The organism is Kutzneria sp. NPDC051319, assembly GCF_040682195.1.
In the GTDB taxonomy this organism is placed as follows: domain Bacteria; phylum Actinomycetota; class Actinomycetes; order Mycobacteriales; family Pseudonocardiaceae; genus Kutzneria.
Window position 1 is genome coordinate 103620 of the sequence record NZ_JBFBAM010000020.1, and the last position, 22509, is coordinate 126128.

Annotated in this window: 27 protein-coding genes; 6 read left to right on the forward strand and 21 right to left on the reverse strand. The window is 70.8% G+C overall.

Annotated elements, in window-relative coordinates:
• Positions 1 to 6: 6 nt before the first annotated feature.
• The gene (locus tag AB0M73_RS22025; protein ID WP_363893107.1) at positions 7 to 720 is read right to left on the reverse strand and encodes a hypothetical protein; all 714 of its coding nucleotides are present in this window, start codon (positions 718 to 720) and stop codon (positions 7 to 9) included.
• Positions 721 to 745: 25 nt separating this feature from the next.
• Positions 746 to 1264 (reverse strand): SigE family RNA polymerase sigma factor, encoded by a 519-nt coding sequence (locus AB0M73_RS22030; protein ID WP_043720877.1) that lies wholly within the window; start codon positions 1262 to 1264, stop codon positions 746 to 748.
• A 114-nt stretch (positions 1265 to 1378) separates the two neighbouring features.
• Between AB0M73_RS22030 and AB0M73_RS22035 the strand changes: the two genes are divergently transcribed.
• Both AB0M73_RS22035 and AB0M73_RS22040 read left to right on the forward strand, forming a co-directional pair.
• A complete protein-coding gene (locus AB0M73_RS22035; protein WP_363893110.1) occupies positions 1379 to 2416 on the forward strand; it encodes a GntG family PLP-dependent aldolase in 1038 nt (345 codons plus the stop codon).
• Positions 2413 to 3009 (forward strand): HAD family phosphatase, encoded by a 597-nt coding sequence (locus AB0M73_RS22040; protein WP_363893112.1) that lies wholly within the window; start codon positions 2413 to 2415, stop codon positions 3007 to 3009. Before AB0M73_RS22035 ends, AB0M73_RS22040 begins: the two co-directional genes overlap by 4 nt.
• Here AB0M73_RS22040 and AB0M73_RS22045 read toward each other — a convergent pair.
• The 10 genes from AB0M73_RS22045 to AB0M73_RS22090 form a co-directional block, all read right to left on the reverse strand.
• Positions 2987 to 3148 carry a hypothetical protein gene (locus AB0M73_RS22045; protein WP_043730847.1) on the reverse strand — a complete coding sequence of 54 codons (162 nt, stop codon included), beginning with the start codon at positions 3146 to 3148 and terminating at the stop codon, positions 2987 to 2989. The genes AB0M73_RS22040 and AB0M73_RS22045 overlap by 23 nt on opposite strands.
• 89 nt (positions 3149 to 3237) lie before the next feature.
• Positions 3238 to 4404 carry a pyridoxal phosphate-dependent aminotransferase gene (locus tag AB0M73_RS22050; RefSeq protein ID WP_363893115.1) on the reverse strand — a complete coding sequence of 389 codons (1167 nt, stop codon included), beginning with the start codon at positions 4402 to 4404 and terminating at the stop codon, positions 3238 to 3240.
• A 9-nt stretch (positions 4405 to 4413) separates the two neighbouring features.
• Complete coding sequence (locus AB0M73_RS22055) at positions 4414 to 5562, reverse strand: transglycosylase SLT domain-containing protein (protein ID WP_363893116.1); 1149 nt, start codon at positions 5560 to 5562, stop codon at positions 4414 to 4416.
• Complete coding sequence (locus AB0M73_RS22060) at positions 5559 to 5864, reverse strand: hypothetical protein (protein ID WP_363893122.1); 306 nt, start codon at positions 5862 to 5864, stop codon at positions 5559 to 5561. The genes AB0M73_RS22055 and AB0M73_RS22060 overlap by 4 nt, the downstream gene beginning before the upstream one ends.
• Positions 5865 to 5936: 72 nt before the next feature.
• Positions 5937 to 6701 (reverse strand): ESX secretion-associated protein EspG, encoded by a 765-nt coding sequence (locus AB0M73_RS22065; protein ID WP_363893124.1) that lies wholly within the window; start codon positions 6699 to 6701, stop codon positions 5937 to 5939.
• A gap of 6 nt (positions 6702 to 6707) precedes the next feature.
• Positions 6708 to 7895, reverse strand: coding sequence for a hypothetical protein (locus tag AB0M73_RS22070; protein ID WP_363893126.1), 1188 nt, complete (start codon positions 7893 to 7895; stop codon positions 6708 to 6710).
• 13 nt (positions 7896 to 7908) lie between these two features.
• A complete protein-coding gene (locus AB0M73_RS22075) occupies positions 7909 to 8511 on the reverse strand; it encodes a DUF3558 domain-containing protein (protein ID WP_363893128.1) in 603 nt (200 codons plus the stop codon).
• Complete coding sequence (locus AB0M73_RS22080; RefSeq protein ID WP_363893130.1) at positions 8511 to 8924, reverse strand: hypothetical protein; 414 nt, start codon at positions 8922 to 8924, stop codon at positions 8511 to 8513. Before AB0M73_RS22080 ends, AB0M73_RS22075 begins: the two co-directional genes overlap by 1 nt.
• 106 nt (positions 8925 to 9030) lie before the next feature.
• Entirely contained in the window at positions 9031 to 10287 is a 1257-nt protein-coding gene (gene purD, locus AB0M73_RS22085) for a phosphoribosylamine--glycine ligase (RefSeq protein WP_043720847.1), read from the reverse strand.
• 25 nt (positions 10288 to 10312) lie between these two features.
• Positions 10313 to 10567, reverse strand: a complete 255-nt coding sequence (locus AB0M73_RS22090) for a UBP-type zinc finger domain-containing protein (RefSeq protein ID WP_363893133.1) — start codon at positions 10565 to 10567, stop codon at positions 10313 to 10315.
• A 19-nt stretch (positions 10568 to 10586) separates the two neighbouring features.
• Between AB0M73_RS22090 and AB0M73_RS22095 the strand changes: the two genes are divergently transcribed.
• A complete protein-coding gene (locus AB0M73_RS22095; RefSeq protein ID WP_363893135.1) occupies positions 10587 to 12143 on the forward strand; it encodes a Na+/H+ antiporter in 1557 nt (518 codons plus the stop codon).
• 14 nt (positions 12144 to 12157) lie between these two features.
• Here AB0M73_RS22095 and AB0M73_RS22100 read toward each other — a convergent pair whose 3' ends face one another.
• The 6 genes from AB0M73_RS22100 to AB0M73_RS22125 all read right to left on the reverse strand — a co-directional run bounded on the left by AB0M73_RS22100 (position 12158) and on the right by AB0M73_RS22125 (position 16870).
• Positions 12158 to 13066 carry a zinc-binding dehydrogenase gene (locus tag AB0M73_RS22100; RefSeq protein WP_363893137.1) on the reverse strand — a complete coding sequence of 303 codons (909 nt, stop codon included), beginning with the start codon at positions 13064 to 13066 and terminating at the stop codon, positions 12158 to 12160.
• Positions 13067 to 13132: 66 nt separating this feature from the next.
• Complete coding sequence (locus tag AB0M73_RS22105) at positions 13133 to 14269, reverse strand: LLM class flavin-dependent oxidoreductase (protein WP_363893139.1); 1137 nt, start codon at positions 14267 to 14269, stop codon at positions 13133 to 13135.
• 2 nt (positions 14270 to 14271) lie between these two features.
• Positions 14272 to 15234, reverse strand: coding sequence for an ABC transporter substrate-binding protein (locus AB0M73_RS22110; protein WP_363893141.1), 963 nt, complete (start codon positions 15232 to 15234; stop codon positions 14272 to 14274).
• Entirely contained in the window at positions 15221 to 15925 is a 705-nt protein-coding gene (locus AB0M73_RS22115; protein ID WP_363893143.1) for an ABC transporter ATP-binding protein, read from the reverse strand. Before AB0M73_RS22115 ends, AB0M73_RS22110 begins: the two co-directional genes overlap by 14 nt.
• The gene (locus AB0M73_RS22120) at positions 15907 to 16683 is read right to left on the reverse strand and encodes an ABC transporter permease (RefSeq protein WP_363893191.1); all 777 of its coding nucleotides are present in this window, start codon (positions 16681 to 16683) and stop codon (positions 15907 to 15909) included. The genes AB0M73_RS22115 and AB0M73_RS22120 overlap by 19 nt, the downstream gene beginning before the upstream one ends.
• Positions 16684 to 16795: 112 nt before the next feature.
• Positions 16796 to 16870, reverse strand: coding sequence for a putative leader peptide (locus AB0M73_RS22125; protein WP_363893194.1), 75 nt, complete (start codon positions 16868 to 16870; stop codon positions 16796 to 16798).
• 93 nt (positions 16871 to 16963) lie between these two features.
• On the opposite strand from AB0M73_RS22125, the gene AB0M73_RS22130 reads away from it, so the two are divergent.
• Positions 16964 to 18496, forward strand: a complete 1533-nt coding sequence (locus tag AB0M73_RS22130) for a Na+/H+ antiporter (protein WP_363893145.1) — start codon at positions 16964 to 16966, stop codon at positions 18494 to 18496.
• 19 nt (positions 18497 to 18515) lie between these two features.
• On the opposite strand, the gene AB0M73_RS22135 is transcribed toward AB0M73_RS22130, so the two are convergent.
• Positions 18516 to 19805 carry an adenylosuccinate synthase gene (locus AB0M73_RS22135; RefSeq protein ID WP_363893147.1) on the reverse strand — a complete coding sequence of 430 codons (1290 nt, stop codon included), beginning with the start codon at positions 19803 to 19805 and terminating at the stop codon, positions 18516 to 18518.
• Between the two features lie 68 nt (positions 19806 to 19873).
• On the opposite strand from AB0M73_RS22135, the gene AB0M73_RS22140 reads away from it, so the two are divergent.
• Complete coding sequence (locus AB0M73_RS22140; protein WP_363893149.1) at positions 19874 to 20554, forward strand: hypothetical protein; 681 nt, start codon at positions 19874 to 19876, stop codon at positions 20552 to 20554.
• Entirely contained in the window at positions 20551 to 20799 is a 249-nt protein-coding gene (locus tag AB0M73_RS22145; protein ID WP_363893151.1) for a hypothetical protein, read from the forward strand. The genes AB0M73_RS22140 and AB0M73_RS22145 overlap by 4 nt, the downstream gene beginning before the upstream one ends.
• A gap of 57 nt (positions 20800 to 20856) precedes the next feature.
• Here the strand turns inward: AB0M73_RS22145 and AB0M73_RS22150 are convergent, their stop codons facing one another.
• Positions 20857 to 21930 (reverse strand): FUSC family protein, encoded by a 1074-nt coding sequence (locus AB0M73_RS22150; RefSeq protein ID WP_363893153.1) that lies wholly within the window; start codon positions 21928 to 21930, stop codon positions 20857 to 20859.
• Between the two features lie 6 nt (positions 21931 to 21936).
• Positions 21937 to 22353 (reverse strand): DUF3151 domain-containing protein, encoded by a 417-nt coding sequence (locus tag AB0M73_RS22155; RefSeq protein ID WP_363893155.1) that lies wholly within the window; start codon positions 22351 to 22353, stop codon positions 21937 to 21939.
• Positions 22354 to 22509: the final 156 nt, after the last annotated feature.

Below are 22509 nucleotides of genomic sequence, written 5' to 3' on the forward strand. Positions count from 1 at the left end.
CAGTGCTCAGTACCGGGCCGCGAGCCGGGCCGCGATGTCGCCGAGCTGGTTCACGTACGGACCAGCCGCCGAGCCGTTCATCGGCAGCGTGGCCAGCGTCAGCGCGCCGCCGTTATGGGTCTTCACGGTGACCGAGTTGCCCTTGCTGACCTTCACGGCCGGCTTGGCCCCGGTGCTGGGGTCGTCGGCCACCGTCGAGGGCACCAGGACCAGCTCTAGCTTGCCGGAGTTGGAGCCGTCCGTGAGCTCGAAGGCCACGCCGTTGGAACCGGTTGGGCAGCTCACGTCGGCCGCCTGCGCCGCCGTGCCGGTGATGATCGGCAGCTCGGTCACCAACGCGGCGGCCAGGGCCTGGTCGGCCGGCCCGCAGTTGGCGCCGCCGCCGGTCTCCGTGCTGTTCGGCTCGGCCTTGCCGCCGCCGGGGCCGGCGTGGTTGGTGTCGAAGCCCGGGTTCAATGACATCGGGGAGGTCGCGTTGGGCGAGGCCACGTCGCCGCCGGCACTGGTCATGGCCGACTCGCCGCCGAACGGCCGGACCAGCAGCAGCACGCCGCCGATGAGCACCACGCCGATGGCCACGCCGGCGCCGGTCTGCAAGCGCTTGCGGGCCTGCGCCGTCGCCCGCTTGGAGGCGACCAGGACGTCCTGGGTGTCGAAGGACGGCGGTGGCACGTCGCCGACCGCGTCACGGAACTTCTCGGCTAGCTGCTTGTCATCCATCAGTTCATCCACCTCCCCGTCCCGGTCACGTCGCCGGCCGCAGATCGTCGAGCACGTCCCCCAGCTCCGCCCGCAGCGTCTCTAGCCCGCGCGCGGTCTGGGACTTCACGGTGCCCTCGGTGCACCGGAGGACCTTCGCCGCCGCGGCGACGTCCAGCCCCTCCAGGAACCGCAACACCAGCACCGCCCGCTGGCGCGGGGGCACCTTGCGCAACCCGTCGAGCAGCACGTGCCTGGTGGCGACCGCGTCGCCGATCTCGGTCGCGGCCGTCGGGGTGTCGGGCAGCTGGTCGGTGAACCGCTCCCGGCGCCACGGGCGGCGCGACTCGTCGATCACCGCGCGCACCACCGTCCGGCGGACGTAGGCGTCCAGGGCCTCCCGGTCCCTGATCTTGTTCCACTTCCGGTGCAGCGCGACGAACGCGGTCTGGGCGAGATCGTCCGCACGGTGCCAGTCGCCGCACATCAGGTACGCGGTTCGGCGCACGGCATCGCGCCGGGCCACGAAGTACTCCGCGAACTCCTGCTCGTCGCGCTGGTCCACGCGGGCTCTCTCTGCTCAACGTGTCGACACCTACCGGACGGAAAGGTCGGCCTCTACGGTTGCACGCCCGCCGTGACGTCCGCCATACGGGTGGGTGCAGGGGGTCAAGCCGGCATGTGGTGTGATCCGACCGTGACCCAGCAGCCGCTGCTCGACTTCCGCTCGGACACCGTGACCAAGCCGGACGAGGCGATGCGCGCCGCGATGGCCTCCGCCGAGGTGGCCGATGACGTGCTCGAACGCGACCCCACGATGCATGCGCTCGAAGAACGGGTGGCCGGGCTGCTCAACACCGAAGCCGCGCTGTGGGTGCCCAGCGGGAGCATGGGCAACCTGATCGCGCTGTTCCTGCACCTGCGCCGCGGCGACCGTTTCCTGGCCGCGCACGGGTCTCACGTGCTGGACAACGAGCTCGGCACCGCCGCGTGGATCGCCGGCGGCATGCCGCATCCGATGGACTGGGATGCCGGCCCCGGCCGGATGTCGGCCGCGGCCATCCACGACATCGCCGGCAGCGAGCCGAGCTACCACGGCCTGAACACCACGCTGCTGTCGCTGGAGAACACCCACAATGCCGCCGGTGGCACCGTCATGCCGCTGGAGGAGCACATGCAGCTCATCGCGGCCGCGCGGGAATGCCGGCTGCGCGTGCACCTCGACGGGGCCCGGCTGTGGAACGCCTCCGTGGCGCTGGGCGTCGCGCCGTCCGAGCTGACGGTCGGCGTGGACACCGTTCAGGTCTGCCTGAGCAAGGGCCTCGGCGCGCCGGTCGGCTCGGTCGTCGCCGGCACCGAGGATTTCGTCACCGAGGCGCGGCGGGTGCGCAAGATGCTGGGCGGCGGCGTGCGGCAGGGCGGCATCCTGGCCGCGGCCGGGCTGATCGCGCTGGACCGCGTCGACGCGCTGGCCGACGACCACGTCAACGCCAAGCTGCTGGCCGAGGGCCTCAACGAGCTGGGCTGGAGCGTGCGGGAGCCCGAGACCAACATCGTGCTGGCCGCGGTGCCCGATGTGCGCAACGCCGTCAAGATGCTGGGACGGCTGGGCATCCAGACCGGGCCGATGGCCGGCCAGGTCCGCTTCGTCACGCACCGGGACGTCAGCACCGCCGACGTCAAGGAGACCCTGCACCGGATCGGGAGCGCGAGTTGACCTGGCTCGTCTTCGACTACGGCGGCGTGATCAGCCAGCACACGCAGGCCATTCCGGCGATGGCGGCGCACGTCGGCGCCTCGGCCGAGGCCTTCGAGCCGGGCTACTGGTCCGAGCGCGAGGCCTACGACCGTGGCCGGCCGGACCTCGACTACTGGCGGGCCGTCTGCGCGCACGTCGGCGTGGACGTGGACGAGAAGCTGTCCGAGGACCTGACCCGGATGGACATCGAGGGCTGGTTGCCCACCGACGACAAGACGGTGAAGCTGCTCGACCGGCTGGCCGGCGCGGGCGCCCGGCTGGCGCTGCTGTCCAACGCCCCCAGCTCCTTCGGCCGGGTCGCCGAGCGCCAGCCGTGGGCCGAGCGCTTCACGCACCTGGTCTTCTCCGCCGACCTGTTCATGGCCAAGCCGGATGTCGAGATCTACGCCGCCCTGGTCGGCAAACTGGGGGCCAGGGCGGCGGACTGCCTGTTCGTCGACGACCGTCAGACCAATGTGGACGGTGCGGTCGCCGCCGGGCTGACCGCCCACCTCTGGACGTCGGCCGACGAGCTGGCCGACACCCTGGTCAGGTTCGGGACTTGTTCTTGATCGCGCCGTAGACCGCGGTGGCGACGAACAGGATGCCCCCGATGATCGCCAGCCAGAACAGACCCTTGAGCAGTGCGCCGAGCACGGTGATCGCGAGCCACGCGATCAGCAGGACGGCGATGATGCCAACGAACACCATGACGGACTCCTTCATCAGCTTGCCTTGAACCCAAGCCTGCCATCCGGGTCCGGCACTTGGCGGGTTTTCGGAGCTAGATCAGGGACAGATCAGGGTCGCCCTGAGTGATACCCCGGCAGCCAGCTCCCGAGGCGGTCGAGGGCCCGCTCCATGTCCAGCATGGAGCCGGCGAAGGAGAGCCGGACGAACCGGTCGCCGTGCACCGGGTCGAAGTCGACGCCGGGCACGATGGCCAGGCCCGTCTCGGTCAGCAAACGCTTGCACCAGGCCATCGAGTCATCGGTCAGGTGCGAGACGTCGGCGTACACGTAGAACGCGCCGTCGGCCGGGGCCAGCCTGTCGATGCCCAGGTCGGCCAGGCCCTTCACCAGCAGGTCCCGGTTGGCCCGGTAGCGCTGCACATGCGCGTCCACCTCGGCGTACGACTGCGGCGAGAACGCCTCGACCGCCGCGTACTGGCTCGGCGCGGGCGGACACAGCGTGAAGTTGCCGGTAAGGCGGTCGACCGGCCGGACCAGCTCCGCCGGGGCCAGCATCCAGCCCAGCCGCCAGCCGGTCATGGAGAAGTACTTGGAGAAGCTGTTCACCACGATCGCCTCGCGGGAGGTCTGCCAGGCGCTCTCCAGCGGCTCGCCGTAGCTGATGCCGTGGTAGATCTCGTCGCTGATCAGGCGGACGCCGGTGTTTTCACACCACGTGGCGATCTCCGCCAGCCGGGCCGCGTCCAGCACCGTGCCGGTCGGGTTGGCCGGGCTGGCCAGCACCAGGCCCTGGATGGGGCCCAGCGTTGTCAGCATCTCCACCGTCGGCTTGAAGTCGACCTCGGGGCCACACGGCAGGTCCACGACCTCGCAGCCCAGGGCGGCCAGGATGTTGCGGTAGGCGGGATAGCCCGGCCGCGGCAGCGCCACCCGGTCGCCGGCGTCGAAGGCCGCCAGGAACGCCGACAGGAAGGCCCCGGACGAGCCCGTCGTCACGATCACCGACTCCGGCGCCACGTCCAGGTCGTAGCGGCTCCTGTAGTGCCCGGCGATGGCTTCCCGCAGCTCGGGGATGCCCAGCTGCTGGGTGTAGCCGAACGGCTGGGTCTCCAGGGCCCGGTGCGCCGCGGCCAGCACCGGCGCCGGGGCGGGCGTGGACGGCTGCCCCGCCGCCAGCGACAACACATCACCGTGGGTCCGCTGGCGCTCGGCGGCAGCGGACACCACGTCCATCACGTGAAACGGCGGCACATCCGCGCGCCTGGCGACGACCATGCCGCCAGGTTAGTAGCCCTGGTACGCCCCTCCGTGCGACATGGCCCGGATACCCGGCACGTTGGACACCGAGCCGTAGCGGGCGATCGAGTAGCGGACGCCGGCGATGATGTTGTCCACCGGGTTGTAGATGTCGTCGTGGCCGGGCAGCTTGTTCGACTGGAACGTGGAGTCGATGCACTGCATCAGGCCCTTGGACGGGTGGCCCGCCTTGGCATTGGAGTCCCACAGGTTGATCGCCTGCGGGTTGCCGCCGGACTCGTGCTGGATGATCGCCCAGATGTCGTTCTCGCTCATCTTCGAGGTGTCGACGCCGTTCTCCTGGAGGATCTTCATCGCCTCGTCGATCCACTCCTTGACCTGGCCCTGCGGGGCCGGGCCGCCACCACCGGGCGGGCCGCCGCTGGGGCCGAGGCCGCCGCCACCGCCGCCACCATCACCCCCGCCGCCGCCTCCGCCGGCTCCGCCTCCGTCATGGCCGCCGCCACCCCCGCCTCCGCCGCCGGAGTGCTGGGTCTCGGTGGCGGTGGTGGTCGGATTGGGCTCGGGCTTGGCCTTCCAGTCGAGGGTGCGGCCGGGGCCGGGCACGAAGGTCTGCTCGCCCGGGGCGGGCAGCGCGGAGAACTTGGAGCCGATGAAGGTCGCGCCCTTGAGCTGGTTGAGAGCATTGCTCAGCTCGTTGTCGGCCGTGGCGACGGTCTTCTGCACATCGCCCTTGGCCGCGGCGCACAGGGGCTCGATCGCCGCCTCGCGCTCGCCGTCCTTGGGCTGCGGGTGTGCCGCGTCCCAACTGCGGACCTCGCCCAGCAGCCCCTCGCAGCGACTGTCCACAGCGGACTTGGCCTGCTCCAGCGCCGACGCGGCCGACTCCAGCGCCGCCGCGCCGTTGTTCAGCGCCTCCGACATCGAGCCGCCGGCCTTGGTGAAGTTGCCCATGTAGGCCGTGAAGCCATCGGCCGAGCCGCCCGACCAGGCGCCGTCCAGCGCGTTCACCGCCGAGGTGACCGCCTTGCCCTGGTTGTCGCATTTGGACGCGCTGTCCCGCCAGTGCGTCGCGATGTCCCGGACCACCGAGGGCTGGGCCTTCTCCACCTTGCGGGCGATGTCGGCGACCTCGCCGCCACCGGGCAAGCCCGCGACGTCGTCGACCGCGCTCATGTCGCCGTCAGTCCCCTCGCGTTGGCCTTCTCCGTGTCCTGCAACGTCGTCTCGATCGAGTCCAGCGAGGACTCCACCTTGCGCAGCAGGCTCTCCGCCGCCTGCAGCTCGCCGTGCAGGGCGCTCTGGAAGCCGGCGATCGCGCTCGCGAAACCGGCCGAGGCCGCCAGCTTGCCGAACGCGTCCGCGCTGGTCGCCGCGCCCTGGAAGCCGTCACCGACGCCGCCGTACTGCCCGGCCTGCGCGCTCATCGCGCTCCGACAGGTGTTGATCGCGTCGAAGTTGTACTTCGTGGCCGTCACGGTGCCCCCCTTCTCGCGGTAACTCTGACGGGCCGCGGCCGCCGCCGGTTCCGATTTCAGCCCGACGGGTGATCAGGCCTCGTCCAGCAGCTCCCGCACGCTCGCCACCAGCACCCGGTTGTCCGCCGGTGTGATCGTGCTCCACTGCGTGCGATCGGCGCTCGGCTTCACCACGTGCAGGTAGCGGCCGTTGGGCGTGTCGTGGAAGGCGATCACCCGCTCCGCCCGCCTCGGCCGCTCCGCCCCCCTGGCCGTCTCCGCGCCGAACTGGCCCCGGGTCGTCATGCCCGCGACCATGCCCACCAGCGCCTGCGCCTGGCCCAGCGGCACGTTCTCGTCCGCCAGCGCCATCACCAGCCGCTGCGGGTCACCCTTCGCGCGGGCGTCCGCCCCCGTCAGCAGCTGCGTCGGCAGGCTGATCGACTGGCCCGGGCCCGGCGGCATGTCGCCGGCCACCGACACCGCCGCGTCGGCGATCGCCCCGTCGTCCGACCTGATCAGCCACACCTCGTCGCCGTCCACCACGCCCATCAGCGCGCTGCCGCCGTTCGACGCCGCCAGCAGCGTGATCTTGCGGTCCGGCGCCCAGATGAAGCCGTACACCGCTCGCCTCGGGTAGGCCAGCAGCGCCAGGTCGTCCGATATGTTCGGCGTCGCCCGGCCCCGCTCCGCCAGGCCCCTGTGCTCCAGCGACCGCCAGGTCTCCTGGACGATGCGGGACCGCTCCGTGTGCGTCATCCCCGGGCTCGGCACGTCCAGTGCCACGTGCCGGCGCGGGAATCGCTCGTTCTCCCACAGGACGTCGAAGTCCAGGCGGGACAGGACCGTCGGCTCCATCTCCCGCTACGCCTGCGGGTCCTCGCCGAGCACCGTCGGCGCCACCATGCGGTGGTCGCCGAACAGGTCCTCCTCCACCGTGTACTTCCGGTCGTGCTCGCTGTCCTCTTCCTTCTTGCCGCCGCGCCCCGCCGCCCCCGGCTGGCCGCCCGCGCCCGTCGGCCCCGCCTTGCCCGGCGCGATCCGCTCCGCCGCCCTGGCCTGCGCCGCCTTCTCCTCGTCGATAGCCCCCGCCGTCGCACTCGCCTTGCTCGGCGTGTTCGCCTTCTCCCCCGGCTGCGCGCTCGTTCCCCCGCCCCGCACCATCGCGTTCGGGTTCCCGCTCCTCGCCCCGGCCGCCACCGCCGCGCCACCCCCGGCCAGCGCCGCGCCCAGGCCCACTTCTTCCGCCAGCAATCCGCCCGCCGCAGCCGCAGCCGGCGGCAGCGCCCCCGGCAGCCTTCCGCCGCCCGGCCCCACACCCGTCATCCCACCCGGCCCCTGCACCCCGCCGCCCGGCACACTCCCCGGCGGCACGTACCCGCCGCCTCCGCCTCCCACCGGCGTGTAGCCGGGGTAGCCCCCGCCGCTACCGCCCGGGCCGCCGTAACCGCCCGCCGTCTGCCCGTACCCGCCCACGCCCGACATCGACGTCCCCTGCACCGGCTGCGCCGTCAGGCCGATCGTCGGCGGCGCACTCATCGGCGTCGTGCTGGCAATCGCGTCCTGCGAGTTCGACTGATAGGCGTTCAACTGCGCAATGGCCTGATCCCGATCCGCCTGCGCCTGCTCGACCTCTTTGGCATGGTCCGTCTGATACCCGAAGAATCCGGCCACGTTGTCCACCGTCGACTTCTGCGTGTCCGTCGACGGCGCCGGTGCGCTCTTGGCCACCGCATGCGAATCGACCTGCGTGGTCAGCGCGTTGTTCGTGCCGGTGATGTTGTACTGCGAGTCGTCGCCGTAGTTCACTGCCGAGCCCATGACATCCGTAGCACCCTGCCCGGCCGCGCTCTGCCAGTCGATACCGATCTTGGCGAGCTGGGTGTGCAAGACCTGATTGGTCGCTGTCAGATCCCGCGCGACATCGTGCAGTGTGTCGATGACCGGCTGCAGCGCGGCGGCGCCCTGTCCCTGCTTGAGTTTGTTCACCTGATCGGCAAGCTGCCCGTTGGAAAAGCCGTCGAACCGGATATCGCCAAGTTGCGTCGCCATGGTCGTCTCCGCTCTAGCTCTTCGCCAGCAATGTGGTCAGCGCCAGGCCCGCCGCCTGCTTCGATACGTCACACATCTGATTCATGGTGAGATCTTTGCCGGTTTGAATCACACCGGAGGACAGTTCCTGCCCGTCAGCGATACTGACCAACGTCCGACACTGGGTGCCGGAGGCGCCGTTCCAGTCCTCGCCCTTGTAGATGATCTGCACAGCTGGGAATGAGGACACTGCGGTCTGCCTGACTTGCCAGGTTCCCGTATAGGTCAGCCAGTAGTCGATACCGCGCTTGGGCTCGATACGCGCACTGATGGTGTAGTGCACAGGATCATTGACCTGATAGGTGCAGCTCGCGGTGGTGCCCGACTGCGCCTCGCCCGGGCCAGGGTGGCCGGCACTGGCCTTCAGCTGCGCAATCTGGGTGTCTGAGAGTAGCGTGCAGGGATCCACGCTCGCCGCATTCAGCGTCTTTGGGCGCGGTGGGATCGACACCGAGGGGGTTGTCGCGGATCCGGTTGACGTGGTGGGACTGGCCGTGCCCGGGTCCTGCGTTGTGCACCCGGCCGCCGCGACGGCGGTCAGGATTACAGCGACACCGATTCGAGTGCCAGTACGCACTACTTGTCTCCAAACGCGTCTTTGATCTGCTCCTCGGTGAAGCCGTACTGCTGGGCCGCCGTCTTGAGCTGATCGGCCAGCTTTCCGAGGCCTTCGATGTATTGCATGATCCGCTTGACGTACGAGTCGTCGTTGCCGGCAAGGATCTTGACCCACTCGGCCGTGGCGGCCTCACTGACCAGGTCTTCGCCAAGGACACCGACCTGGATGTTCTGGACCTTTTGCAGAGTGATGTCGTTGAGCTGCTGCCACTGATCGTGGATGATCTTGCCGGCTTGCAGCACGGTGTCGTGGTCGACGGTGATCTGGCCGCCGCTGACGCCGGCGAACGCGCTGGCTGCCCCCGCGAACGGACCCATGAGGACCGAGTTGATGGTGCCGAGGTCGGCGCCTACCTGCTCCATCTTCTCCATCAAGACCGCCCCCGCACGCTTGGTGACTACTCGGACTCGGTTTGCAGGCTACCAACGTTGGCGTGTGCCGTGCCTGAGTTCGACGAAGGCGGGGGCGGGATGGTTCCTACGGGATGTGGACGTCGCCGTGGACGGCACGAAGGGCGATGTCGGTGCGGTGGTGGGAGCCGGTGAGCTCGACGAGGGAGGCGAGGCGGTAGGCCTCGTCGCGGGCGGCGGAGAGGGTGGGGCCGGTGCCGACGACGGAGAGGACGCGGCCGCCGGCGGAGACGACGGCGCCGTCGTCGCGGCGGCGGGTGCCGGCGTGGAGGACGCCGTCGAGCTCGGCGCCGGTGATGACGTCGCCGGTGCGGGGGCGGCCGGGGTAGCCCTCGGCGGCGATGACGACGGTGACGGCGGCGCCGTCCTCCCACTCGAGGGGAGGGTGGGCGGCGAGGCGGCCCTCGGCGGCGGCGAGGAAGAGGCCGGCGAGGGGGGTGCGGAGCAGGGCGAGCACGACCTGGGTCTCGGGGTCGCCGAAGCGGCAGTTGAACTCGATGACCTGGGGGCCCTCGGAGGTCAGCGCCAGGCCGCAGTAGAGCAGGCCGGAGAAGGTGGCGCCGCGGGCGGCGAGCTCGTCGACGACGGGCTGCACGCAGCGGGCGACGACGTCGGGGACGAGGTCGGCGGGGGCCCAGGGCAGGGGGCTGTACGCGCCCATGCCGCCGGTGTTGGGGCCGGCGTCGTTGTCGCCGACCCGCTTGAAGTCCTGGGCGGGCAGCAGCGGCACGACGGTGGTGCCGTCGACGATGCAGAACAGGGAGGCCTCGGGACCGTCGAGGAAGGACTCGAGCAGCACGGGGTGCCCGCCGTCGAGCAGGTGCATGGCGTGGGCCCGGGCGACGTCGTAGTCCTTGGTGACGACGACGCCCTTGCCTGCGGCCAGTCCGTCGTCCTTGACGACCCAGGTGGGCCCGAAGCGGTGCAGGGCGGAGTCGAGCCGGGCGGGGGTGTCGACGATCTCGCTGCGGGCGGTGGGCACGCCGGCGACCTGCATGACGTCCTTGGCGAAGGCCTTGGAGCCCTCGATCCGGGCGGCCTCCTTGGACGGCCCGAAGCAGGGGATGCCGGCGTCGCGCACGGGGTCGGCGGCCCCGGCGACCAGCGGCACCTCGGGCCCGATGACGACGAGGTCGGCGTTCCACTCCTTGGCCAGGGCGGCGACGGAGCCGGGGTCGGCGAGGTCGACGCCGTAGGTCTCGGAGACGGCCGAGGTCCCGGCGTTGCCGGGGGCGCAGGCCAGGGCGGTCACGGCGGGGTCTTTGGACAATGCCAGCAAGAGGGCATGCTCCCGGGCACCAGACCCGATGACGAGGACGCGCACGACCGAACAGCGTACAGGTGCTGGTTCAGACGAGTCGGTCGTCCACGAAACACCAGCGCCAGGACTCCCCGGGTTCGAGCGAACGCATGACGGGATGCCCGGTCTCGCGGTGGTGGGCGGAGGCGTGTCGGCCGGGGCTGGAGTCGCAGCAGCCGACGTGGCCACACGTCAGGCACAGTCGCAGGTGGACCCACCGCTGGGCGCCGAGGGCGACGCAGTCCTGGCAACCGGCCGAAGTCGGCGGGACCGCGGCCGTGGCCGGCACGTGAACACAGGTCATCTTGAATACCCTTCCGCTCGTGCAAGGCGTCGAGATCCTTCTGCTGCTGGCCGGCTCGCTCGCGGTGACGGCGGTCGCCCGCCGTCTGGGCTGGCCGGCCCCGCTGCTGCTGGTCGCTGTCGGCCTGGCGGCGTCGTTCGTGCCGGGCATGCCGGATTTCCGGCTGGAGCCGGAGCTGGTGTTGGCGATCGTGCTGCCGCCGCTGCTGTACTCGTCCGCCCTGGATTCCTCGTACGTCAACATCCGCCGCAACATCCGGCCGATCGCCCTGCTGGCCATCGGCCTGGTGCTGACCACAACGGTAGGCGTCGGACTGGTGACGCATCTGCTGATTCCGGCGCTTCCGTTGCCTGCGTCACTGGCACTTGGTGCAATCGTGGCCCCGCCGGACGCGGTGGCGGCGGTGGCGATCGGCCGCAAGCTGGGCCTGCCGCGCCGGATCATGACGCTGCTGACGGGCGAGAGCCTGGTCAACGACGCGACGGCGTTGACGGCCTACAAGGTGGCGGTGGCGGCCGCGACGGGCACGGCCATGTCCTGGGGCACGGGGGTGGCGACGTTCCTGCTGGCCTCGGTCGGCGGCACGGTGATCGGCTACCTGATCGGCGTGGTGGTGCACTGGATCCGGCTGCGCCTGCACGACAGCGTGCTGGAGAGCGGCCTGGGCATGCTGGTGCCGTTCGGGGCGTACCTGATCGGGGAGTCGGTGGGCACTTCGGGCGTGCTGGCGGTGGTGGCGGCCGGCCTGTACCTGGGCCACAACGCGCCGCGGGCGGGTTACGCGACCCGGTTGCAGGAGACGGCGGTCTGGGGCGCGGTGGACGTGCTGCTGGAGTCCTGGGTGTTCGGGCTGATCGGCTTGCAGCTGCGCTTCGTGCTCACGGACAGCGGCGCGACGTGGCCGCTGTTCGGGGCGGCGCTGCTGGTGTTGCTGGCGACGATCCTGCTGCGAATCGCCTGGGTGTACCCGGGCACCTACCTGCCCCGCCTGGTGTCACGGAAGATCCGCGAACGGGAGGAACCGCCGTCGCCGCGTGGGGTGTTCATCGTGGCCTGGACGGGCATGCGCGGCGTGGTGTCGCTGGCGGCGGCCTCGGGGCTGCGGCTGGACGTGCCGGGCCGGGACGTGATCATCCTCTGCACGTTCGTGGTGACGGTGGGAACCCTGATGGTGCAGGGCCTCACGCTGCCCGGCCTGATCCACGTGCTCGGGGTCCGCAGCACCGACGAGCACACCGACACCCTGGCCGAGGCGCAGGTGAAGTACCACGCGGCCAAGGCCTCGATCGAACGCCTCGACGACGCGACCGACGAGGCGACGCCGGAGCACGTGGTGAAGCGGCTGAAGCTGCTGGCCGAGCATCGGGGCAACGCGGCCTGGGAACGGCTGGGCCGCGGCGACGAGGAGATCGGTGAGACGCCGGCGGCGCGCTGGCAGCGGCTGCGTCTGACGATGTTGCTGGCGGAGCGGGAGGTTTTCCTCGCGGCCCGGGACGCCCGGCAGATCGACGACGAGGTTTTCCGCCGTGTGCAACGGGAACTGGACCTGGAGCAGGCCGCGCTCACCCGGGAGTGAGCGCGGCCCGGGTCTCAGGAGACGTCCAGCACGGCCTTGCCGACGACCTTCCGGCCGAGCAGCGCCGCGATGGCGTCCTCGCTGTTCTCCCAGCTGCCCCGGTACCCGATCTCCACGTCGAGCTTGCCGGCGGCGACCAACGACGTGAGGAACGCGAGGTCCTCGCCGAGGCCGCTGCCCATCATGAACGCCTCCAGCCGACGCTGCGGGCCGACGGTCGAGTACGGCGGGTACACCGCGGGCTCGCCGGAAGTGGCGCCGATGGACTGGATGGAGCCACCCACGTCCAGCAGGCCGAACGCGGCGACCTGGTTCGGACCGCCGACGTTGTCCAGCACGCCGTGCAGCGGGCCGGTCAGACCCTCAACGCCCACAATGACTTCCGCAGCACCGAGCTCCTTGAGCCCGTCGCCGCGGCCGGCGCCGCCGACGGACGCGATGACGTGCGCCCCGGACTGCGCGGCCAGCTGCACGGCGAAGCGCCCGACACCACCGGCCGCGCCGGTGACGAGGATCCGCCGGCCGAGCACGGAGCCGAAGCGGCGCAGGGCTCGTAGCGCCGTCACGGCAGCCACGGGAAGGGCGGCAGCCCGGTCGAAGTCGACGCCGTCCGGCAGCACCGCCAGTTCCGTGGTGTCGACGGCCCGCAGCTGTGCCCACGCGCCGCCCAAGAAGTCGAACGTCACGACCCGAGAGCCGACCGCAGGTCCGCTGCCGTCGGCTGCCGCCTTGACGACAACGCCGGCGGCGTCCCAGCCCTGCACCTTGCCTTCCTCGGCGCCGTAGCCGCCGGACACCTCGCCGTAGTTCAACGAGATCGTCTTCACTTCGACCAACGCCTGATTGGGCGCCGGTGTCGGGTCGGCGGTGTCGCCGAGCCGGAGTCCGGACTTCGCCGACGGGTCCACGAGCAGAGCACGCATTGCACAACCCCTGTAGTTCGACCGTTGTCTTACTACGTCAACTCGACGCCGACGGGGCTTATTTCCCTACAGCGCGGGAACCAGTTCGCGGCGAGCGGACACGGGCGCGACGTTGTCGATCAATCCACGCCGCACGAGCTCCGGCCGCACGCCCTCGCCGAACCAGTAGGCCTCCTCGAGATGGGGGTAGCCGGAGAAGATGAACTCCTCGATGCCGAGCGAGTGGTACTCCTCGATCCGGTCGGCCACCTCCTGGTGGCTGCCGACCAGGGCGGTGCCGGCGCCGCCGCGGACGAGCCCGATGCCGGCCCACAGGTTGGGGTAGATCTCCAGCTTGTCCAGCCGCCCCCCGTGCAGGGCGACCATGCGCTGCTGCCCGACGGACTGGCTGGCGCCCAGCTGCGCCTGGGCCTTGGCCAGCGACGCCGGGTCGATCGCCTCGATGAGCCGATGGGCCTCGGCCCACGCCTCGCGAGAGCTGTCACGGCTGATCGTGTGCAGCCGGATGCCGAACCGCAGGGACCGCCCCTGCGCCTCGGCCAACTCCCGCACCCGGGCGATCTTCTCCGCGACCTGGGCCGGTGGCTCGCCCCACGTGAGATAGACGTCCACGTGCCGGGCAGCGACCGGCAGCGCGGCGTTGGAGGAGCCGCCGAAGTAGATCTGCGGCAACGGGTCCGGCGGCACCGGCACCAGCCCGCCGGCGACGCGAAGGTGCTGGCCGTCGAAGTCCACCGGCTGGCCCGACCACAACTTGCGCACGATGCTCAGGAATTCATCGGTACGGGCGTAGCGTTGGTCATGCTCCAGCCAGTCGCCGAACCGCTGCTGCTCGATGGCGTCGCCGCCGGTGACCACGTTGAGCAGCAGCCGGCCGCGGGAAATGCGCTGGTAGGTGGCGGCCATCTGGGCGGCCAGCGTGGGCGAGATGGTGCCGGGACGGAAGGCCACCAGGAACTTCAGCCGCTCGGTCTGGGCGATCAGCGCGGCCGTGGTCAGCCAGGCATCCTCGCACCAGGTGCCGGTCGGCGTGAGCACGCCGGTGAAGCCCAACTGCTCGGCGGCGCGGGCGATCTGAGCCAGGTAGTCGATGTCCGGGCCACGCTGGGCCGGCGCGCCCGCCTCCTGCGAGCCGTGGAACCGGTCGACGATGGTGCGGCCGTCGCCCGAGGTGGGCAGAAACCAGTGCAGGACAACACTCATCGTCAGCTCCCGGTGCTCTCGTACTGCTTGTCCACGAAGTTCGCGAACGTCAGCTTGGCCGGAATGACCTTGGCCGTGGTGAACGCGTCGGCCAGCTGCTGCTCGGAGGCGATCACCTTGTCGTCCAACGGGATCGGCAGTGTCGCGCCGTCATTCACGGACGCCTTGGCCACGGCCGGGTCCAACCCGGTGACCTTCGACCACGAAGCGGCCCAGTCGTCCTTGTGCGAGTCGGACCACTTCTGGGCCTTGGCGATACGGGCCAGGTAGTCCTTGATCGCGGTCACCTTGGCCGGGTCGGCCAGCGCCTTGGACGCCGCCACCTGGAAGGAGTAGCCGTTGGCGGTGCCGCTGCTGCCGTTGACGATCGACCGGGCGTGGGCCTGCAACAACGCCTGCGAGGTATAGGGATCCCAGATCGACCAGGCGTCGATGCGGTGCTGGGTGAAGGCGGCGTAGGCGTCCGAGGGCTGCAAGTAGTTGATCTTCACGTCGCTCAGCGCGATGCCGAACTTGTTGAGCACCGAAAGCAGCTGCGCGTGGGCCGAGCTGCCCTGCGCGACGCCGATGGTCTTCCCCTTGAGCTGCTCGGGTTTCTGGATCGGCGAGTCACCCGGCACCAGGATCGCGTCACCCGGGCCGGTGTGCTGCCCGGCCTGCACGATGGTGATCTTGGCGTTGGCCGCGGCGGAGAAGATCGGCGGCGTGTTGCCGACGCCGCCGATGTCGATCGCGCCGGCGTTGGCCGCCTCCAGCAGCGGCGGGCCGGAGGTGAACGTGGACCACTCGATCTTGTACGGGGCGCCGTCGAGCAGCCCGGCGGCCTGCAACAACGCCTGCGAGCCGCCCTTCTGGTCGCCGACCTTCAGCACCACCGGCCCGGACGCGGCCGACGCGCCGCCGCAGCCGGCCAGCGCCAGCGCGGCCACGGCGAGCAGGGGTAACAGGGCCTTACGCGGCTTCATCGAGGGTCACTCCCAGGTCGGCGAGCACGCGGGCCCGCAGCTCGGTCAGGTCCGCCGGTCGGCGCGGCCGGCCGGTGGGCGGTGTGTGCTCGGCGACGATCCGGCCCTCGTCCAGCACCAAAACCCGGTCGGCCAGCGCCAGCGCCTCATCGACGTCGTGGGTCACCAGCAGCACCGACGGGCGGTGCCGCTGCCAGAGGCCGTCGACCAGCCGGTGCATGGCCAGCCGGGTCAGCGCGTCCAGGGCGCCGAACGGCTCGTCGAGCAGCAACAGGTCGGGTTCGCGGACCAACGCCCGGGCCAGGGAGACGCGTTGCGCCTCGCCGCCGGACAACGTCAGCGGCCACGCCTGGGCGTGGTCGGTCAGCTGCACCTCGGCCAGCGCCTTCTCGGCCACCGAGAGGGCGTCGACCCCGTGCAGGCCAAGGGAGACGTTGCGCCAGACCCGCCGCCACGGCAGCAGGCGCGGCTGTTGGAAGGCAACGGAAACCGTGCCGTTGACAGCGATCTCGCCGTCGGCCTCACGGTCGAGACCGGCCAGCACTCGCAGCAGGGTCGACTTGCCGGAGCCGCTCCGGCCCAGCAGTGCGACGAATTCTCCTTGCCGTACAATAAGATCCAGGTCGTCCAGCACGCGGCGGTCGCCGAACTGGCGGACCAGTCCGCGCACGGTCACGGTGTGTTGCGCCATCGGAGCGCCTTTCTCTCCAGCGCGCGGACCAGCGCGTCGGTCGCCAGGCCCAGTCCCGCGTACACGACGAGGCCGACCACGACCTGGTCCGTGCGCAGGAAGTCGCGGGCGTTGTTGATCAGGTAGCCCAGGCCGGCGTCGGCGTTGATCTGCTCGCCGACGATCAACGACAGCCAGGCCACACCCAGGCCCTGCCGCAGCCCGACCAGCGCCTGCGGCAGCGCGGCCGGCAGCACCACGTGCAGCAGCCGCTCCCAGCGGGTGAAGCCGAGGACCGCGGTGGCCTCCAGCAGCTGCGGGTCGGTGTCGCGGATGCCGGCGTACACGTTGAGGTACAACGGAAACGCGAAGCCCAGCGCGACCAGCGCGATCTTGGGCTCCTCGCCGATGCCGAACCAGATGATGAACAGCGGGATCAGGCCGAGGAACGGCAGTGTGCGCAGCATCTGCACGGGCGGGTCGACCAGCACGGCGCCCCAACGGGACAGGCCGGCCGTGAGACCGAGGGCCAGCGCGATCACGGCGCCGACGGCGACGCCGAGCAGCACCCGGCGCAGCGACACCACAAAGGCGTCGCCGAGCTGCCCGGACGTGGCCAGGTCGATGCCGGCGGCCAGCACCTTTGTCGGCGAGGCCAGCTTGTCCTCGGACAGGATGCCGGTGCCGCTGGCGATCTGCCACAGCAGCAGAAGGCCGACGGGGCTGAGCCAGCGCCAAGCGCCGGACAGCGTGCGGCGGCGGGGTTTGCGGGAGGGAATGGCCGCGGGCGCGTCATGCGTGCGGTCGGCGGCCAGGACGGGAATCGACACGATTCCTCCGAGGCGGGGGTGGGCGCGCGAAGGTGAGGAGTTCTCAGCCGGTGGGAGGAAGTCAGCGAACCGGACAGACCGCGCTGGCCTGCCGGCGGAGGTCCACGTGCAGACGTGCGACCAGTCGTTCACCCATGCGTGGGAGTCTTGGCGAGCCGCCGACGATGTGTCAACGCTGGTCGGGGCCGGTCCCGGATCCTGGGAGTCCGTCGGAGAGGGAGGCTTTCGGATGCACGGAGCCCAGCTGCTGCTCCTGGTCGTCGGCTCGATCGCGGTGACGGCGGCGGCCCGCCGCTGGGACCTGCCGGCCCCGCTGCTGCTGGTCGTGGTGGGCCTGGCGATCTCGTTCCTGCCCGGAGCCGACGACTACCAGCTGGATCCGCACATCCTGTTGGGCGTGGTGCTGCCGCCGCTGCTGTACTCGGCGTCGCTGGACAGCTCGTACCTGAACTTCAAGGCGGTGGCCGACCCGATCATCCAGCTCGGCGTGGTGCTGGTGGTGATCACCGCCTTCGCCGTCGGCCTGCTCGCGCACCTGTTGATGCCCGAGCTGCCGTGGGAGGTCGCGCTGCTGCTGGGGGCCGTGGTCGCGCCGCCGGACGCGGTCGCCGCCGTTGCCATCGGCCGCAAGCTGGGGCTGCCCCGCGGCGCGATGACCGTGCTCACCGGCGAATCCCTGGTCAACGACGCCTCCGCGCTGACCCTGTACAAGGTCGCCCTGGCCGGCATCGCCGGCGCCAGCACGGGCCTGTTCGCCCAGCTGTCGACGTTCGTCATCGCCGTGGTGGTGGGCATCGCCGTCGGCCTGGCGATCGGCGTCGTCGCCCACTTCGCCCGCACACATCTGGACGACACGGTGCTGGAATCCGTGCTGGGGCTGGTGGTTCCGTTCGCCTGCTACCTGGTGGCCGAGGAGTTGTACGGCTCCGGCGTGCTGGCCGTGGTGGCCGCCGGGCTGTATCTCGGGCACAACTCCCCGAAGGCCGGCTACGCCACCCGGCTCCAGGAGCAGTCGGTCTGGACCACTGTGGACGTTCTGCTGGAGTCCCTGGTTTTCGGCCTGATCGGCCTGGAACTTCCGTTCGTGCTCAAGGGAATCTCCGACTTCACCGTGGTGCCGACCGTGCTGGCGCTGCTCGGCGCGGTGATCGTGGTGCGGATCGTTTTTGTCTTCGGCCGCAACATCCTGCTGCGGTTGGTCCGCCGACGGCGACGCCGGCCGTCCTGGAAGATCAGCGCCGTCCTGTCGTGGACGGGGATGCGCGGCGTCGTCACGCTGGCCGCGGCCGCCGGCATACCCGAGGACACGCCCGGCTGGGCCTACATCCAGTTCGCCGCGTTCGTGATCACGGTCGGAACCCTGCTGCTGCAAGGGATCTCGCTGCCGTGGCTGATCCGGGCCCTGAAGATCCAGCAGCCCGAGGACAGCGGTCAGGAGCAGCGGGCCCGCAAGGCCGCCGCCAAGGCCGCGAAGGCCATGCTGTCCGAGCTGACGCCGGCCGAGATCCCCGTGGAGCAACGCAAGATGTTCGGCCAGCGCATGCACCAGATGATGCAGATGCGGGACCGGATGATCGAGCAGGACCCGTCCCAGGAGGGCGCGATCACCCGCGTCCGCCGGGAAATGCTGGCCAAGCAACGGGAAGTGCTCGTCGCCGAGCGCGCCGCCGGTCGCCTGGACGACGACGTCATGCGCAAGGTGATGCGTGAGCTGGACCTGGAGGAGGCCATGCTCGCCGGCACGTGGAGGTCACGCCTCTGACCCCCACGTGCCAACAAAATCAGTTCACGAACTGGTGGCGGACGATGGTCTGCTCACGGCCGGGGCCGACGCCGATGGCCGAGATGCGCGCGCCGGCGATGGACTCCAGGTACTCGACGTAGGCGCGCGCGTTGGCCGGGAGCTCCTCGAAGGTCCGGCAGGCGCTGATGTCCTCGAACCAGCCCGGGAGCTCCTCGTACACCGGCACGGCGTGGTGCACGTCGGTCTGGGTCATGGGCATCTCGTCGACCCGCTGACCGTCCACAACGTAGGCCACGCACACCGGCACCGTGTCGTGGCCGGACAGCACGTCCAGCTTGGTGAGGAAGTAGTCGGTGATGCCGTTGACGCGGGCGGCGTAGCGGGCGATGACGGCGTCGAACCAGCCGGTGCGCCGGGAGCGGCCGGTGGTGACGCCGAACTCGCCGCCGGTCTTGCGCAGCCGCTCGCCCATCTCGTCGTTCAGCTCGGTCGGGAACGGCCCCGAGCCGACGCGGGTGGTGTAGGCCTTGAGGATGCCGATCACGGTGGTGATCCGGGTCGGGCCGATGCCCGAGCCGGCCGAGGCGCCGCCGGAGGTCGGGTTGGACGACGTGACGAACGGGTAGGTGCCGTGGTCGACGTCGAGCAGGGTGCCCTGCGACCCCTCCAGCAGCACGTTCTCGCCGCGGTCGAGGGCCTGGTTGAGCAGCAGCCGGGTGTCGGCGATGCGGTGTTCGAACTCGCCGGCGTGCTTGAGCACCTCGTCGACGACCTGCTCGGGGTCGATGGCCTTGCGGTTGTACACCTTGACCAGCAGCTGGTTCTTGAAGTCCAGCGCGGCCTCGATCTTCTGCCGCAGGATCTTCTCGTCCAGCAGGTCCTGCACGCGCACGCCGACGCGGGAGACCTTGTCCTGGTAGGCCGGGCCGATGCCGCGCCCGGTGGTGCCGATCTTGGCCTTGCCCAGGTAGCGCTCGCTGACCTTATCGATGGCCACGTGGTACGGCATGATCAGATGGGCGTCGGCGGAGATCAGCAGGCCGCTGGTGTCCACGCCGCGGGCCTCCAGCCCGGCCAGCTCGTCCAGCAGCACGCCGGGGTCGACCACGACGCCGTTGCCGATCACGTTGCGCACGCCGGGAGTGAGGATGCCGGACGGGATGAGGTGCAGCGCGAAGTTCTGGCCGTCGGGGAGCACGACGGTGTGGCCGGCGTTGTTGCCACCCTGGTAGCGGACGACCCACTGGATGCGGTCTCCGAGCAGGTCGGTGGCCTTGCCCTTGCCTTCGTCGCCCCACTGGGCGCCGATGAGGACGATGGCAGGCATGTGAGACTCCCCGTGCTAGACGACTAAAGGCCGAATGCCGGTGCACGACTGTAGACCAGGAGGTGGCGATGGGTGCACTAGTGCTGGCCTGCGGAAAGGATGCAGGTCACGCTCAGTCACCAGCTCTTGCCGACCGTGATGAAGTGGAGCTGCACCGGGTCCCGGCGCGTCCCGGCAAGGATGACGTGGATCACCTGGTCAAGGGCCTGGACGGGCGCCGCCTGGTGGTGGTCGGCGACGACGCCGACCTGGCCGCGGTGACGCTTCGCCTGCTGCGCAAGGAGCTGCTCAAGGACGTGACGGTCGGTTTTGTGCCGACCGCGGCGGACTCGACGGTGGCCTCGCTGTGGGATCTGCCACTCGACGCCGGCCGGGCCGTCGACATCGCCCTGACCAGCGACCCCGATCCGGTGCCGCTGATCCGCGACGACAGCGGCGGTGTGCTGGTCGGCCGAGGCGTGATTGGGCCGGTTCGGGGCATGGCCTACTGCGACGAGACCGTGGTCCTGCGGGGTCAGGCCAGCCGCATTACCGTCAGTCCGGACCCGGACCGCGCCGGTCTGCTGGTGCAGGTGACCAAGCGGGCGCTGATGGTCAAGCACACCACGGCGGCGCAGGGCCGGGCCTGCCAGATCGGCTGCGTGCCGGCGATCGTGCGGCTCGACGGCGTGCCGCACCCGCGCCCGGTGACGAAGTGGACCTGGTACCGCAACTCCGACGACCTGAGGTTGGCGAGGGGCTTGCTGTGACGCTCACTTCCCTGTTCAAGGCCGGGCCCGGTGGCGTGATGACCGACGACGTCGGCGTCGTCACCGGCGACCTGGAGCTGCGCACCACGCTGGCCGACGACGGCACGGTGACCGTCGAGGTCCGCTACGAGGGCGCCGACGAGTGGTACCGCCTCTCGGCCGCCGACTGCCGGTTGGCGGATCCCCAGGACCACCAGCCGGTGCACAACGCCCTGCATGGCGCCCTCAACCGCCCCGAGGGCTGACGTGAAGGGACCACTCCTCCACTCCGAGTAGAGGAATGGTCCCTTCCGAGCTTTCGTTCAGAGCGGCGGCAGCGCCGAGAGGGCGTCGGAGCGGCTGACGCCGCCGGCGACGAGCAGGTCGACGACGATGGAGCGGAGCTGGGCGACCATGACCCGCACCGAGAAGTCGTCGGCGGACAGCAGCTGATCGGTTTCGGCGGCCGCGCTGCGGAGCAGGGCCCGGGTGTGGACGGGGTCGACACCGCGGGCCAGCTCGTCGCGCAGGGCGTCGACGGCGTTGGCCAGGCCGTCGAGCACCGCGGGCAGCTTGTCCGGCACCTCCTCGCCGTCCCGCAGCACGGCCAGGGCCCGCCGGGCGAGCACGCGCGTGTTGCGGACGGCCAGGTCGACCGGCCCGGAGGCGGCGCGGTACTGGTCGAGCTCCCCTCGGTTCCGCCAACGCAGCGGCGCGATGGTGGCCACCTCGGTGCTGGTGACCAGGGCGGTCTTGAACTCGTCGATGACCTTCTGCGACGCCCGGGCCCGGCTCAGGGCGGCCGCGGCGGCGACGGCGTCGTGGTCCAGCACGGCCCCGCCGATGGCCCGCAGGACGCCGGCCAGCTCGCCCAACACGACGCGGCCGTGCCGGTGGGCCAGGGTAAGCGGGTTGGGCGGGAACAGGGCGATGGCGATCAGCCCCATGGCCCCGCCGATCAGGGCGTCGATCATCCGGTCGAAGCCGCCGCCGGTCGACGGCGGCAGCAGCGTGGCCACCAGCACCGCCGAGGTGCCGGACTGCAACGCGATCACCGCCCCGCCGTCGAGCAACACGGCGGCGGCCATGGCCAGCAGCACCACCAGCACGATCTGCCAGGTGCCGGAGCCGATCCGGGAGATCAGCACATCGCCGACGCCGACGCCGATGCTCACCCCGACGACCAATTCGATGACCCGGCGCAGCTTCTGGCCGAGCGCGACGCCGATGCAGGTGATGGCGGCCGTGGGCGCGAAGAACGGCCGGGCGTGGCCGACGACGTCGGTAGCCAGCAACCACGCGCCGCCGGCCGCCATGCCGGCCTGGGCAATGGGCAGGGCCATCCGCTGCAACCGCCGCAACCGGCGGCGAAGCTGCGCCCGAAGCCGTTCCAGCACGTCGGATCAGGCCAGGCCGAGGGCCACGGCCGCCTGCGGGTCGCTGTCCGCGACGAAGGTGCGGCAGCGCTCGTACTCCTCGGTCTCGCCGATCTCGCCGGCCGCCTTGGCCAGCGCGGCGAGCGCGCGCAGGAAGCCCTGGTTGCCGCGGTGCGCCCACGGCACCGGGCCGAAGCCCTTCCAGCCGTTGCGGCGCAGCTGGTCGAGGCCGCGGTGGTAGCCGGTGCGGGCGTAGGCGTAGGCCGTCACGGCGTCGCCCTGCTCCAGGGCGCGCTCGGCCAGCGCCGCCCACGCCTCGCTGAAGTCGGGGGTGCCGCGCGCCACGGTCGACGGGTCGACGCCGTCCTCCAGCTGGGCCTGGAGCTCAGGGCGGTCGGGCAGCAGGGTGGGGCCGGGGCCGAGCAGGTTCTCGTTCAGGCTCATGGGCCCATCGTGCCCGACGCCCGGCCGCCCCACGCCAGTCAGGTCTGGGGTCAGCTCAGCAGCAGCCGGACCAGCACCCCGCCGGTGACCAGCACCAGCGCGGTGACAACAACGCCCGCGACGACACGCTTGTTCACTTCTGATCACTCCCGTACC

Bases quoted from the DNA above. Each gene is read 5' to 3' on its own strand.
- AB0M73_RS22025 (WP_363893107.1), bottom strand. From the start codon at position 720: ATGGATGACAAGCAGCTAGCCGAGAAGTTCCGTGACGCGGTCGGCGAC.
- AB0M73_RS22035 (WP_363893110.1), top strand. From the start codon at position 1,379: ATGTGGTGTGATCCGACCGTGACCCAGCAGCCGCTGCTCGACTTCCGC.
- AB0M73_RS22045 (WP_043730847.1), bottom strand. From the start codon at position 3,148: ATGGTGTTCGTTGGCATCATCGCCGTCCTGCTGATCGCGTGGCTCGCG.
- AB0M73_RS22050 (WP_363893115.1), bottom strand. From the start codon at position 4,404: ATGGTCGTCGCCAGGCGCGCGGATGTGCCGCCGTTTCACGTGATGGAC.
- AB0M73_RS22055 (WP_363893116.1), bottom strand. From the start codon at position 5,562: ATGAGCGCGGTCGACGACGTCGCGGGCTTGCCCGGTGGCGGCGAGGTC.
- AB0M73_RS22065 (WP_363893124.1), bottom strand. From the start codon at position 6,701: ATGGAGCCGACGGTCCTGTCCCGCCTGGACTTCGACGTCCTGTGGGAG.
- AB0M73_RS22070 (WP_363893126.1), bottom strand. From the start codon at position 7,895: ATGGCGACGCAACTTGGCGATATCCGGTTCGACGGCTTTTCCAACGGG.
- AB0M73_RS22080 (WP_363893130.1), bottom strand. From the start codon at position 8,924: ATGGAGAAGATGGAGCAGGTAGGCGCCGACCTCGGCACCATCAACTCG.
- AB0M73_RS22090 (WP_363893133.1), bottom strand. From the start codon at position 10,567: ATGACCTGTGTTCACGTGCCGGCCACGGCCGCGGTCCCGCCGACTTCG.
- AB0M73_RS22100 (WP_363893137.1), bottom strand. From the start codon at position 13,066: ATGCGTGCTCTGCTCGTGGACCCGTCGGCGAAGTCCGGACTCCGGCTC.
- AB0M73_RS22105 (WP_363893139.1), bottom strand. From the start codon at position 14,269: ATGAGTGTTGTCCTGCACTGGTTTCTGCCCACCTCGGGCGACGGCCGC.
- AB0M73_RS22110 (WP_363893141.1), bottom strand. From the start codon at position 15,234: ATGAAGCCGCGTAAGGCCCTGTTACCCCTGCTCGCCGTGGCCGCGCTG.
- AB0M73_RS22115 (WP_363893143.1), bottom strand. From the start codon at position 15,925: ATGGCGCAACACACCGTGACCGTGCGCGGACTGGTCCGCCAGTTCGGC.
- AB0M73_RS22130 (WP_363893145.1), top strand. From the start codon at position 16,964: ATGCACGGAGCCCAGCTGCTGCTCCTGGTCGTCGGCTCGATCGCGGTG.
- AB0M73_RS22135 (WP_363893147.1), bottom strand. From the start codon at position 19,805: ATGCCTGCCATCGTCCTCATCGGCGCCCAGTGGGGCGACGAAGGCAAG.
- AB0M73_RS22140 (WP_363893149.1), top strand. From the start codon at position 19,874: ATGGGTGCACTAGTGCTGGCCTGCGGAAAGGATGCAGGTCACGCTCAG.
- AB0M73_RS22155 (WP_363893155.1), bottom strand. From the start codon at position 22,353: ATGAGCCTGAACGAGAACCTGCTCGGCCCCGGCCCCACCCTGCTGCCC.